This is a genomic window from Agrobacterium sp. OT33 (genome assembly GCF_017313365.1).
In the GTDB taxonomy this organism is placed as follows: Bacteria; Pseudomonadota; Alphaproteobacteria; order Rhizobiales; family Rhizobiaceae; genus Agrobacterium; species Agrobacterium rhizogenes_A.
In genome coordinates this window covers 304,948-318,281 of record NZ_JAFLMZ010000001.1, presented here as the reverse complement: position 1 = coordinate 318,281, position 13,334 = coordinate 304,948, and the positions used below count along the sequence as shown (strand labels likewise).

Genomic DNA, 13,334 nt, shown 5'->3' with positions numbered 1-13,334 from the left:
CATGACCGCTTCGGTGACTTCCGCTTTGACGCCCAACAAGGACTGGTGGCGCGGCGCTGTTATCTATCAGATCTATCCGCGCTCCTATCAGGACTCCAATGGCGACGGCATCGGCGACCTCAAGGGCATCACCGACCGGCTGGCGCATATTGCCGGCCTCGGTGCAGATGCGATCTGGATTTCGCCCTTCTTCACCTCGCCGATGAAGGATTTCGGTTACGACGTCTCGAATTATGTCGATGTCGATCCGATGTTCGGCACGCTTGCCGATTTCGACGGGCTGATTACCGAAGCCCACCGGCTCGGCATCCGCGTCATGATCGATCTCGTCATGTCGCACACGTCTGACCAGCACCCATGGTTCGTGGAAAGCCGCGCCAGCCGCAATAATGCGAAATCGGACTGGTATGTCTGGTCGGATGGCAAGCCGGATGGCACGCCGCCCAATAACTGGCTGTCGATCTTCGGCGGTCCGGGCTGGCAGTGGGACCCGACCCGCATGCAATATTACATGCACAACTTCCTGACCTCGCAGCCGGACCTCAACCTGCATAACCCTGAAGTGCAGGAAGAGCTGCTAAACATCACCCGTTTCTGGCTGAAGCGCGGCGTTGACGGTTTCCGCCTCGACACCATCAACTTCTATTTCCACGACCTTGAGCTGCGCGATAACCCGGCGCTCGCGCCGGAGCGCCGCAATGCCTCCACGGCACCTGCGGTCAATCCCTATAACTTCCAGGAACATCTCTACGACAAGAACCGCCCGGAAAACATCGCCTTCCTGAAGCGCTTCCGCGCCGTGCTGGACGAGTTTCCAGACATCGCCGCCGTTGGCGAAGTGGGCGACAGTCAGCGCGGCCTCGAAATCGTCGGTGAATATACTTCCGGCGACGACAAGATGCAGATGTGTTACGCCTTCGAATTCCTCGCACCCGACGCACTTACCCCGCAGCGCGTTGCCGATGTGCAGGCGGATTTTGCGAGAGCCGCCCCGGAAGGCTGGGCCTGCTGGGCTTTCTCCAACCATGATGTCGTGCGCCACGTCAGCCGCTGGGGCGAGCATGTCGAGGATAAGGACGCTTTCGCCAAGGTTCTCTCGGCGCTGCTGATGACGCAGCGCGGCTCCGTCTGCATCTATGAAGGCGAAGAACTCGGCCTCACCGAAGCCGATATCGCCTTCGAGGATTTGCAGGATCCATACGGCATCCAGTTCTGGCCGGAATTCAAGGGCCGCGATGGTTGCCGCACGCCGATGGTGTGGGATGCCGGCCACGCACAGGCCGGTTTTTCGACAGCTGACAAGACATGGCTGCCCATTCCGGCCGAGCACAAGCAGCGCGCCGTCAGCGCCCAGCAGGGCAATGAGGCTTCGGTGCTGGAACATTACCGCCGCTTCCTCGCTTTCCGCAGGCAGCATCCGGCCTTCGCAAAGGGTGGTATCGAATTCCACCCCGTGCAGGGTGAGGTGCTGAGCTATACCCGCAAGCTGGGCAACGAAACCGTGCTTTGCCTCTTCAACTTGTCCGCAACACCGGCAAAAGCCACGCTGCCGGAAGGGAACTGGGAGGTTCTCGAAGGTCACGGCTTTGCAGGCGGCCTTGAAGGCAGAAGCGTAGAACTTCCGGCATGGGGCGCATTCTTCGCCCGTTACGCCTGACAGAACAGGGAGGAACACCCATGACAAGTCTCGTTCTCAAGGATATCCGCAAATCATACGGGCAGGTGAAGGTCCTGCACGGCATCGATCTTTCGATCGAGCAGGGCGAATTCATCGTTTTCGTCGGCCCCTCCGGCTGCGGAAAATCGACGCTTCTGCGGATGATCGCCGGTCTGGAGGAAATCACCGGCGGCGAGATGTTCATTGATGGCCAGCTCGTCAATGAAATCCCGCCCTCGCGCCGGGGCATCGCCATGGTGTTCCAGTCCTATGCGCTTTATCCGCATATGACCGTTTATGACAACATGGCCTTTGGCATGAAAATCGCCAAAGAAAACAAGCAGGAAATCGACCGCCGCGTGCGTGCCGCCGCCGAAATCCTGCAGCTGACACAATATCTGGAGCGTCTGCCCAAGGCGCTCTCCGGCGGCCAGCGCCAGCGCGTCGCCATCGGTCGCGCCATCTGCCGCAATCCCAAGGTCTTCCTGTTCGATGAACCGCTGTCGAATCTCGATGCTGCCCTGCGTGTCGCCACCCGTATCGAGATCGCCAAGCTCAACGAGCAGATGGCCGATACGACGATGATCTACGTCACCCACGATCAGGTGGAGGCGATGACGCTGGCGGACCGCATCGTCGTTTTGAATGCCGGTCGTGTGGAACAGGTCGGCCCGCCGCTCGAGCTTTACGAAAGGCCGGCCAATCTTTTCGTGGCGAAGTTCATCGGCTCGCCCGCCATGAATATCATTTCGGCGAAGATCGTCGGAACCGGCGAACGCACATCGATCGAGCTCGCCGGCGGCAAGACGCTTGCCGTTTACGTGCCGACCCCCGCCACCGAGCAGGGCAAGGCTGCGAGCTTCGGTGTCCGGCCCGAAGATCTGAGCATTGTCACCGGTGACGACTATCTTTTCGAAGGCAAGGTGTCGATTGTCGAGGCTCTGGGTGAAGTGACGCTGCTTTATCTCGAGGCGCCGAAGGGCCAGGAACCGATCATCGTCAAGGTGCCGGGCATTGTTTCCGTCGGTAAGGGCGAAACCCTGCGGTTCGCCGCGCCGCAGGAAAAGCTCCACCTCTTCGATGCCGCAGGCAAGACCTACCGTCCATAAATATCCGCGATCCTGAAAACACGCCCCGGAGCAACCTTGCTCCGGGTTTTTTTATGGCTTTTTGCCCTTGTGGAAAAACATCGCAAATGTCCCGCTTCCGATCTGTTTAAGGCAGCTCTGATATGAATTGTTAAAGACTATGGCCTAGTCTCGATCCATTGGCAGAGCATGGGAGTCCGGGCGTGCAGAGCAGTGCGGGTGTCATCAGGAACAATTACCTGAGCAAGGAAGAATCCTTCATGTACGACCGCGAAGGCCGGTTCCGCATGGAAGATACCATGAATGCGGCTCGCATCGAATATACCGAAAAGGCCGTGATGCACATGGCGGCGCGCCGTTGCGATGTCATCCGCATCTCCCAGACCGAAGCGGTGCTGGCGTTGCTGACCAAATATAATCTGCCGAACCAGTTCTATCTCGATATTCCCGATGCCCGCATCACCAAGATCGGCTGCGTGATGTTGCGCGTCAACGCCAACAACACCATCCACGTCCGTTTCCTGCGCATGCTGACACAGAAGGAACTGGACCGTATTTTCGTGTTCAGCACGCATCCGGCGCATAAGGACCGGAAGCTCGATATCCGCTCGTTCTAAAAATCAGATGATCGGCGAGGGTCTTAAGCAAGCCCGCCCAGAACCGTCTGCTTCAGCTTCACATCCGGCACCTCGGTAAAGGCAAGATCGCTGCGGCCGAAATAGGATTTCTGGTTGGTGGCCGACCAGTCGTTGCAGACCAGCTTGTAGCGCTCTTTGGTTTGCGGATTTTCCGGCATGGCGTAGAGATAATCGCCGGTGCGCGCAGCAAGCGGAATATCACCGTCCTGATTGCAGCGCTTGAGGATTTGCACAAGCGCCTCACCATCCACTTCCGTCACCATCAGCTTGCCATCGAAACGCAGCGACGCGTTGAAATCGTAACGGCGAATATCGCCAGCCGGCAGGCCGGCGCCGAAGGAGGTGTGGCCGATGAAACCGACATCCGCACCGGTTTTTGCGGCGATGAGCCGGGCCGCATGGCGACCGGCCTCATCGACGGACATCGCCTTCGCCGCTTTGCCCACAACCGCCCGTTCTTCCGCGGTCAGGTGCTTTTCGAGCGTTTGTTCGATCAGGGTCTTGAGGGCCGGGGAGGCGGGAGCGCCACTGTCGATGGCGACGGTCTCGATGGTCGGGGCCTTACCGGGACCGGCGATCGTAGCGACCGTCATGGAGGTGCACCATGAGCCGGTATGGACATAACGCGTGGCACCCTGCTCGTGCACGAAGTTCAGGTGATCGTGACCGCCGACCAGCAGCGTGCCGTCCGGCAGCAAGGGCAGGATATCGCGGTCGGCGACGACGCCGGCATGGCTGAGAACGATGTTGATCGCGTCCGGTTTGACGATATCGGGAAGGTTGGCCTTGGCCCATTCGACCGGCTGCGGAATGTCGAGCATCTCGCGCGTGGGTTTCGGATAGGTGTTGATCGCATTGGTGGCGAGACCTGCGAGGATGACCTTCCGCTCGCCAAGGCTCACCTCGGCGCTCTCGGGCGCATAGGGCTTTCCGCTGCGCTTGTCGATGATGTTGGAAAGCACGGTGATGCCGAGTGCCTGTGCGCGGCTGACGAAATTGGTAAGATCATTGTCGATATCGGGCTCATGATTGCCGATATTGATGACGGTGGGGGCGAGCCTGGCGAGTGCCGCGAGGAATGTCCATTCGATTTCGCCGGCCGAACGCGCGGCCACCGCATTGCCGATCTCGAACAGGTCGCCATTCAGCAGAATGATATGGGGCACCTTGTCGGCGGCGATCCGCGTTTCGATGGCCGCGAGAAGCTGGCCGATACGCTCATAGGCCGAATGCAGGTCGGAGATGACGATTGCACGCAGCGCCACATCCTGCGCCATAACAGGCGTCGCCACCGCCATCAGCGGCAGCATGGCTGTGCCAGCCATAAGCTTCAGCACATCGCGGCGTTTGCTTGAGAAAATCGTCATGTCCTGGCCCCATCATCCGAAACTGCGCCGTCGTCCCACGGCTGGCTGAGAAGGCCCTAAAGGGCGATCATCACAGCCACATGACAAGTCTGACGTTTAAGGAACGGGAAATAAAGCGGTTTCTGCGCCCGATCTTTCGAGGGCGCAAGTGTAGTCAGGCGATACCACAAAGTGGGGTTGAAAGGCGAAAGCCGCACCCGGCCTTCGCCTTCCGCATATCAATGGAAGAGCACGCTGGCGCCCTGATCGGCCGGACCGGCATTGCGGCGGAAGGGGGCGAACAGTTCGCGGCCCATGCCCCATTCATTGCCGGAAAGATCGGCGCGCGCCGGTTCGCGTTTTGCCAGTTCAGCGGCGGACACCAGCACTTCCAGCGTTCCCGAAATGGCATCGAGGCGGATGATGTCGCCGTCGCGGATGAGCGAGATCGGGCCGCAGTCGGAAGCCTCCGGGGTGACGTGGATCGCGGCCGGCACCTTGCCGGAAGCGCCGGACATGCGTCCATCCGTCACCAGTGCCACCTTGAAACCGCGGTCCTGCAGCACGCCGAGCGGCGGTGTCAGGCGGTGCAGTTCCGGCATGCCATTGGCCTTCGGTCCCTGGAAGCGGACGACGGCGATGAAGTCGCGGTTGAGCTTGCCGTCCTTGAAGGCGTCCTGAAGCTCCTGCTGGTCGTGGAAGACGATCGCCGGCGCCTCGATGATGTGGCGTTCCGGCTTGACCGCGGAAATCTTGATAACCGATTTGCCGAGATTGCCCGTCAGCATCTTCAGGCCACCGGTCGGCTGGAACGGGGTCTCGATGCCGGCGAGAACCTTCGGGTCGTGGCTCTGCTCGGGTGAGGGCTCGCGGGTGACGGCGCCGTTTTCATCGAGCTTGGCATCCACGGTATAGGCTGCGAGGCCCTGTCCGAAGACGGTGCGCACATCGTCATGCACGAAGCCCTGCTTCAGCAGCTGCTTGATGAGGAAGCCCATGCCGCCGGCGGCGTGGAAATGGTTCACATCGGCAAGACCGTTGGGGTAGACGCGGGCGAGCAGCGGCACGATGTCGGAAAGATCGGAAATATCCTGCCAGGTGAGGATGATGCCGGCGGCGCGCGCCATGGCGATCAGATGCATGGTGTGGTTGGTGGAACCGCCCGTTGCATGCAGACCGACGACGCCGTTGACGACAGACCTTTCATCGATCATCTCGCCCGCCGGGGTGAACTCGTTGCCCTGCGCGGTAATCGCCAGCGCGCGCTTTGCAGCTTCACGCGTCAGCGCATCGCGCAGCGGTGTGCCGGGATTGATGAAGGAGGAACCGGGCATATGGAAACCCATGATTTCCATCAGCATCTGGTTGGAATTGGCGGTGCCGTAGAAGGTGCAGGTGCCGGGGCCGTGATAGGATTTCGATTCCGCATCCAGAAGCTCGGCGCGGCCGACCTTGCCTTCGGCGTAAAGCTGACGGATACGCGACTTCTCATCGTTCGGCAGGCCTGATGTCATCGGGCCGGCAGGAACGAAGACGGCGGGCAGATGGCCGAAGGCGAGGGCTGCGATGACGAGGCCGGGCACGATCTTGTCGCAGACACCGAGATAGACGGCGGCGTCGAACATGTTGTGCGACAGGCCGATGCCGGCCGCCATGGCGATGGCATCGCGGGAAAACAGCGAAAGCTCCATGCCGGGCTGGCCCTGGGTCACGCCATCGCACATGGCGGGAACCGCGCCCGCCACCTGCGCTATGCCGCCTGCCTCCTTGGCCGCATCGCGGATGATCGCCGGGAAGGTCTCGTAGGGCTGGTGCGCCGAGAGCATGTCGTTATAGGCGGTGATGATGCCGAGATTGGGAACCCGGTCGCCGGCAAGGATGTCCTTGTCGGCGGGGGAACAGACCGCAAATCCATGCGCGAGGTTACCGCAGGACAGAACGGAACGGTGAACGCCTTTTGAAACCTGCAGCCGCAGCCGCTCCAGATAGGTCTCGCGGTAAGGTTTGGAACGTTCGACGATGCGGGCGGTGATGGCCTGAATGCGGGAATCGGCGGACATGGGCGTTCATCCTGTTCGTTGGTCGGCAACCGGCGTTCCGGGAGGTGAACGGCCGGTTGTCGTGTTTCAGTCTTCATGTCTTCGGGGCGCTTTTGTCGCCGGGCCGCAATCGCGGCGATGGCGTTTGGCTTATGGCGCCCAGTATATATCCACGGGCGTTTCTGCCCGGTTCAGCACGGCGCGGATCGGCATTTCATCCTCATCCTCACCCGACTGTGCCTTCTCCAGCGTTGCCTTCTTGGCCGCACCTTCGATATGCAGCACGAGGAAACCGGCATCGTTGAGGCTCGAGAAGTTGAAGGTCAACCGCTCCTCGCCCGCATTCTCCGCCGCCATGGTCAGGACGCCGCGCGGTTCATCAAGGTCCAGCGCTTCGTAGAGATTGTCTCCACCGGGGAAGAACGATGCCGTGTGGCCATCCGTTCCCATGCCGAGAATGACGACATCGAAGGGATCGCAGATCGCTTCGGTCTTGACGGTCGCAAGCGTTGCCGCATCCTCCGGCGAGGCAGCCGGCTGGAACAGCGGCACGAAATAAGCCGCCTTCGCCTTGTCCTGCAAAAGGTTCTCGGCAACGAGGCGATGGTTCGAACGGTCGCTTTCCGGCGGCACGAAACGTTCGTCCACCAGCGTCACGCTGATGTTCGGCCAGTCGAGATCGTGCCTGGAAAGCGCCTGAAAGAACAGCTTGGGCGTCGAACCGCCGGAGACGGCGATGCTCGCCGCACCGCGATCCTTCGTGGCCGCATCAAGGCGTTTGGCAACCTCCGCCGAAAGAGCGGTGGCCAGCTCGGCGGCGGTGTCGAAGACGTGGATCGTTTCGCTCATCGCCCGGCCCTCAGTCGGCATCGTGCCAGGTGCGGCCGTCGCGCTCGATCAGTGCGATCGAGCCGCTCGGACCCCAGGTGCCGGCGGTATAACCCTGCACGCCCTGTCCCAGATCTTCCCAGCTCTTGAGAATGGGGTCGATCCAGTCCCACGCGGCCTCGACTTCGTCGCGGCGCATGAACAGCGTCTGGTTGGAGCGGATGGTGTCCATCAACAACCGCTCATAGGCATCGGGGCTGCGCACGTTGAAGGCTTCGGCAAAACTCATGTCCAGCGACACCTGGCGCAGGCGCATACCGCCCGGGCCGGGGTCCTTGATGAGGAGCGACTGCTTGACGCCTTCGTCCGGCTGCAGGCGAATGACCAGCTTGTTGGCCTCGATCTTGCCGGCCGCATCGTCGAAGATCGAATGCGGGATCTGCTTGAAGGTAACGACGATTTCCGAAACGCGGGTCGCAAGACGTTTGCCGGTGCGGATATAGAAGGGAACGCCGGCCCAGCGCCAGTTGGCGATTTCGGCCTTGATGGCGACGAAGGTTTCGGTGTTGGAAACGCCGCCTTCCAGCTCTTCCAGATAGCCCTTGACCGGGCCACCGGCGGAAGCGCCGGCGCGGTACTGGCCGCGAACCGTCTGCTTCTCGACATTGCTGGTATCGATCGGCTTCAGCGAGCGCAGAACCTTGAGCTTTTCGTCACGCACGGCCTCGGCATTCATCGATGCCGGCGGCTCCATGGCAACAAGGCAAAGCAGCTGCAGGATATGGTTCTGAACCATGTCGCGCAGTGCGCCAGCCTTGTCATAATAACCGGCGCGGCCTTCAAGACCGACCGCTTCGGCAACGGTGATCTGCACATGGTCGATATGGGCGGAATTCCACAGCGGCTCGTAGAGAGCATTGGCGAAACGCAGCGCCATCAGGTTCTGCACCGTCTCCTTGCCGAGATAGTGGTCGATGCGGAAGATCTGCTCTTCCTTGAAGACGTGGCCGATGGTGTCGTTCAGTTCCTGTGCGGAAGCCAGATCGCGGCCAATCGGCTTTTCAACGACGATGCGGGTCGAGCGGGTGATGAGCTTGTGCTCGCGGATCTTGTCGGCGATATCGCCGAAAATGCCGGGCGCGACGGCCAGATAGAAGGCACGCACGCGCTCCTTGCCCTCGTCCAGCAGCTTCTTCAGCACGTCCCAGCCATTGCTGCCCTTGGCATCGACTGGTACGTAGAAAAGCCTGTTCAGGAACACGGCAACCTGCGCGTCATCATATTCGCCGGCCTTCAGGTGCTCCTTCAGCGCATCCTGCGCGAATTTGCGATATTCCTCATGGGTCATGACCGAGCGCGATGCACCGATGATGCGGGTCGGTTCGGTGAACTGGCCTTCGACCTGGCGATGATAAAGGGCCGGCAGAAGCTTGCGCTCCGCCAGATCGCCTGTGCCGCCGAAAACGACACAATCAAAAGCTTCAACGGGAATGATCTGACTGCTCATATCGATTCTCTCGATCTTCAAAGGGTTGGGGCATCAATAATCTAATCGATTTAAAAATGCCAGACTCAGTTATGTGAAATTATGAATTTTGCTTCCGCCGGCTTGTCCGCCGCCGATAACAGTCTGTAAACATTGGCCTAAAACCTGTCTCGCAATGCGTACCACGAGAGCGCCAGGAAAAGCAGCGGCGCGCGCAGCGACGCCCCTCCGGGAAAAGGCGGCACCTTCAGCCGCGCGAAGGGCGCCAGCATGTCCTTTTTGCCGAGAACGAGATCGGCATAAAGCTTGCCGCAATAATTCGACAGCATCACCCCATGGCCGGAATAACCGCCGATGGAGGTGACGCCGGGCATGACCTCGCGCACGAAGACCTTGCGCGGCAGGGTAATGCCGACCGAACCGCCCCAGGAATGGGTGATGTCTATGTCTTTCAGCGCGGGATAGATTTCCGCGATCTGCCGGCGGATATGGCTGGAAATATCGCGCGGCGTATCGGCCGTATAGGCTTCGCGTCCGCCGAACAGCAGCCGGTTATCGGCCGTCTTGCGGAAATACCGCACCACGAACCGCGAATCCGCCACGGCCTCCCGGTCGGGAATGATGTCGGGAAACGTGTCCAGCGGCACGGTGGCGCCGATGAAGGAGCGGATCGGCATGATATGGGCGGCGGTGACCGGTTCCAGATTGCCGATATAGGCATTGGTGGCGATCAGCACCCGCGGCGCGGTGATCGTGCCGAAAGGCGTTTCGATGATGGTCTTGCCGCCCACTTGCCGGATGGATTTCGCCGGCGTCATTTCATAAATGCCGGCACCCGCCGCTTTCGCCGCCTTCGCCAGCCCGACCAGCAGCTTCAACGGGTGGATATGGCCGGTGCCGGTGTCGCGCGTGCCGCCGAAATAATGGGTGGAGCCGACGCGTTTGCGTGCTTCTGCGCGTTCCATGTAGGAAATATGCGGATAGCCATAACGGTTGTTCATCGCATCGACACTTCGGCGGTAATCGTCCTCGTAAGCGGCCTTGTGCGCCACATAGAGCTGCCCGGGAAGATACTCCATGTCGATGCCGCGACTGACGGCGAAGCCGCGCAGGTAGTTTTTGGCGTCCTCGGCAATGTCGAACAGCAGCTTCGACTGCTCGAAGCCGATCTCTTCTTCCATCTCGTCGGGGAAGGAACGCTGGCCGGTGCCGAATTGCCCGCCATTGCGGCCGGAAGCGCCATCGCCGAAACGATGTGCTTCGATGAGGGCGACGGAGACGCCATTTTCGGCGAGGTTACAGGCGGCCTGAAGACCGGTATAACCGCCGCCGATGATGGCGACATCAACCTCTCTCGACCCGTCGAGAGCGGGATAGTCCGGCCGCTCGCCGACGGTTGCCTGATACCAGGAAATTCCCGGCGCAATCGGGCTTTGCCATGTCATGCTCGGGGCTCCTCACACGTTGAGAAGCAGGAATTCCCGCTCCCAGGGGCTGATGACCTGCATGAAGGTCTCGAACTCCCCGCGTTTCAGGCCGGCATAGAGGCCCACGAATTCATGGCCGAACACCCGGTCGAACTGCTCTTCGCCTTCCAGCAGCGCCACGGCCTCAAGGAGACCGCGCGGCAGGTCGATGGAGCCTTCATTGGCCGTATCGGCGGTGGGCTCGGTCGGCTCGATATTGTTGACGATGCCGAGCCAGCCGCAGCCGAGCGAGGCGGCAAGCGCGAGATACGGATTGGCGTCCGAACTCGGCAGGCGGTTTTCGACACGCCGCGCCTGCGGGCCGGAAATCGGCACCCGGAAGGCGGTCGTGCGGTTGTCGTAACCCCAGGCATTGTTGACCGGGCAGGCCATGTCGGGCGTCAGGCGGCGATAGGAATTCACGTAAGGAGCAAGCATGACCAGCGCGTTCGGAACATAACGCTGCATGCCGCCCACGAAGGAGAAGAATTCCTTCGAAGGGCTGCCATCGGCATTGGAGAAGATATTGCGGCCGCTGTCGATTTCCACCACCGACTGGTGGATATGCATGGCCGAACCCGGCTGGCCCTGCATGGGCTTGGCCATGAAGGTGGCGTAGATGCCGTGCTTCAGCGCCGCCTCGCGAATGGTGCGCTTGAACAGGAACACCTGGTCGGCAAGCTCGATAGGATCGCCATGGCGCAGGTTGATTTCCAGCTGTGCCGGACCCTCCTCGTGGATCAGCGTATCGATCTCGAGGCCCTGTTTTTCCGAGAAGTGATAGATGTCATCGATCAGCTCGTCGAATTCGTTGATGCCGGCGATGGAATAGCTCTGTCCGCCGACGATGGAGCGGCCGGACCGGCCTTTCGGCGGATGCAGCGGATAATCCGGGTCGTCATTCATGGCGACGAGGTAGAATTCGATTTCCGGCGCGACAACCGGCTTCCAGCCCTTTTCGGTATAGAGCGAAAGCACGTTCTTCAGCACGTTGCGCGGCGTGTAGGGCACGAAATTGCCCTCGGCATCCACCACGTCACAGATCACCTGCGCGGTCGGGTCCGTTTCCCACGGCACGACGGAGAGCGTGGAGAGATCGGGCACCAGCTTCAGGTCGCTGTCGCGCGGCTCGTAGCGGAAATTGGCGGTCTCGTCAGGATATTCGCCTGATATCGTATGGCGGTAGAGTGCGGATGGCAGGGCAAGCGAGGTGTCGCCCGTGAACTTCGCCGTCGGCATCATCTTGCCGCGCGGAACGCCGGCAAGGTCGGGCGTGATGCATTCTATGTCTTCGATCCCGCGTGCCCTCAGCCATTGGGCGGCTTCGCGCCAAGAGGAAACGCCACGGGTGGAGGAAAGGTCGAGAGGAGGGGTCTTCTTTGCCATGGTTGCCTGTTTCTTCGGGCGGAGCATGGTTTTTTTGGCGGGCATGTATCACCGGGTCTGTGTTTCGACTGGCGCCATCATAACCGTAGTTTGGCAATTGGCGAGGGGGAAAGCGCCATTGACAAGCGGCGGCACTTCGAAAAGAGGAAAGGAAACGGATCGGATGGAATGATGACAGAGAAATGTGACGTGCTGATTTTGGGGGCGGGCGCCGCCGGCATGATGTGCGCCATCCGCGCCGGCCAGCGCGGCCGCTCCGTCGTCATTCTCGACCATGCGAAAGCGCCGGGCGAAAAAATCCGCATCTCCGGCGGCGGCCGCTGCAACTTCACCAATATCCATGCCGGGCCGAAGAACTATCTCTCCGCCAATCCGCATTTCGCCAAATCCGCGCTTGCCCGCTATACACCGCGCGATCTCATCGCCCTTGTCGAAAAACACCGCATCGCCTGGCATGAAAAAACGCTCGGCCAGCTCTTTTGCGATGACAGCGCCAAGGACATCATCCGCATGCTGCTTGGCGAAATGCAGGCGGTGAATGCAAAGCTGCGGCTCGAAACGTCAGTCTCGGCCGTCACCCATGATGGCGCCCGTTTTCGCGTCACGACATCCGGCGGCGTCATCGAGGCGGAAAGCCTCATTGTCGCGACGGGCGGCAAGTCCATCCCGAAAATGGGCGCGACCGGTTTCGCCTATCAGATCGCCGAACAATTCGGCCTCAAGCTCATCGAGACTCGTCCGGGCCTCGTGCCGCTGACGCTTGATCCCGCCATGCTGGAAAGGCTGAGCCCGCTTGCGGGTGTCGCGGTTCCGGCCGAGGTTTTCCATGGCAAGACCTCGTTTGAGGAAGCGCTGCTCTTCACGCATCGCGGTTTAAGCGGCCCTTCCATCCTGCAAATCTCTTCCTACTGGCGCGAGGGGGACGTGGTTCGCCTGAAGCTCGAGCCGCATCGCGATATAGCCGCATTGCTGAAGCAGGCGAAGCAGAAGAACGGCCGCCAGTCGCCCCAGACCGCCTTGTCGGAAATCCTGCCGAAGCGCCTTGCCCAGCATGTCGTCGAACAATCCGGCCTCACCGGCCATCTGGCGGATATGTCCGACAAGGCTCTGGCGAAGCTGGCAGGCGAGGTGCAGGACTGGCAGATCAAGCCCGCCGGTTCCGAAGGCTATCGCACGGCGGAGGTCACGCTCGGTGGCATCGACACGACCGGTCTCGATTCCCGCAGCATGGCGGCGAAATCCGTGCCCGGCCTCTTCTTCATCGGCGAATGTGTCGACGTGACCGGCTGGCTCGGCGGTTACAATTTTCAGTGGGCCTGGGCGTCCGGGCAGGCGGCCGGCGAATTCGCGTGAGACCGGGCCCGTTAATGCCTTGTTAACGGGCGTGGAGTCATCCTGAC

At 60.9% G+C, this 13,334-nt stretch carries 10 protein-coding genes; 4 read left to right on the top strand and 6 right to left on the bottom strand.

The annotated features are described in order from the left end of the window. Position 1: 1 nt before the first annotated feature. From JZX88_RS01545 to JZX88_RS01535, 3 genes are all read left to right on the top strand, one after another. Positions 2-1,657: an alpha-glucosidase family protein gene (locus tag JZX88_RS01545; protein ID WP_206912338.1), complete on the top strand. Its 1,656-nt coding sequence runs from the start codon at positions 2-4 to the stop codon at positions 1,655-1,657. Positions 1,658-1,677: 20 nt separating this feature from the next. Beyond that, a complete protein-coding gene (locus tag JZX88_RS01540) occupies positions 1,678-2,766 on the top strand; it encodes an ABC transporter ATP-binding protein (RefSeq protein ID WP_142855325.1) in 1,089 nt (362 codons plus the stop codon). A 239-nt stretch (positions 2,767-3,005) separates the two neighbouring features. Next, positions 3,006-3,362, top strand: coding sequence for a hypothetical protein (locus tag JZX88_RS01535; RefSeq protein WP_034501827.1), 357 nt, complete (start codon positions 3,006-3,008; stop codon positions 3,360-3,362). 23 nt (positions 3,363-3,385) lie between these two features. On the opposite strand, the gene JZX88_RS01530 is transcribed toward JZX88_RS01535, so the two are convergent. From JZX88_RS01530 to JZX88_RS01505, 6 genes are all read right to left on the bottom strand, one after another. Then, positions 3,386-4,750: a metallophosphoesterase gene (locus JZX88_RS01530; RefSeq protein WP_206912336.1), complete on the bottom strand. Its 1,365-nt coding sequence runs from the start codon at positions 4,748-4,750 to the stop codon at positions 3,386-3,388. A 218-nt stretch (positions 4,751-4,968) separates the two neighbouring features. Continuing rightward, positions 4,969-6,789 carry a phosphogluconate dehydratase gene (gene edd / locus JZX88_RS01525; RefSeq protein WP_174030571.1) on the bottom strand — a complete coding sequence of 607 codons (1,821 nt, stop codon included), beginning with the start codon at positions 6,787-6,789 and terminating at the stop codon, positions 4,969-4,971. A gap of 129 nt (positions 6,790-6,918) precedes the next feature. Next, positions 6,919-7,617, bottom strand: a complete 699-nt coding sequence (pgl, locus tag JZX88_RS01520) for a 6-phosphogluconolactonase (RefSeq protein WP_065114878.1) — start codon at positions 7,615-7,617, stop codon at positions 6,919-6,921. A gap of 10 nt (positions 7,618-7,627) precedes the next feature. Beyond that, positions 7,628-9,103, bottom strand: a complete 1,476-nt coding sequence (gene zwf / locus JZX88_RS01515; RefSeq protein ID WP_065114879.1) for a glucose-6-phosphate dehydrogenase — start codon at positions 9,101-9,103, stop codon at positions 7,628-7,630. 137 nt (positions 9,104-9,240) lie between these two features. After that, a complete protein-coding gene (locus JZX88_RS01510) occupies positions 9,241-10,527 on the bottom strand; it encodes an FAD-binding oxidoreductase (RefSeq protein ID WP_206912335.1) in 1,287 nt (428 codons plus the stop codon). Between the two features lie 12 nt (positions 10,528-10,539). Next, positions 10,540-11,979: a glutamine synthetase family protein gene (locus JZX88_RS01505; RefSeq protein WP_065114881.1), complete on the bottom strand. Its 1,440-nt coding sequence runs from the start codon at positions 11,977-11,979 to the stop codon at positions 10,540-10,542. A gap of 123 nt (positions 11,980-12,102) precedes the next feature. On the opposite strand from JZX88_RS01505, the gene JZX88_RS01500 reads away from it, so the two are divergent. Then, positions 12,103-13,287, top strand: a complete 1,185-nt coding sequence (locus JZX88_RS01500; protein ID WP_206912333.1) for an NAD(P)/FAD-dependent oxidoreductase — start codon at positions 12,103-12,105, stop codon at positions 13,285-13,287. The last annotated feature ends 47 nt before the right edge of the window (positions 13,288-13,334 follow it).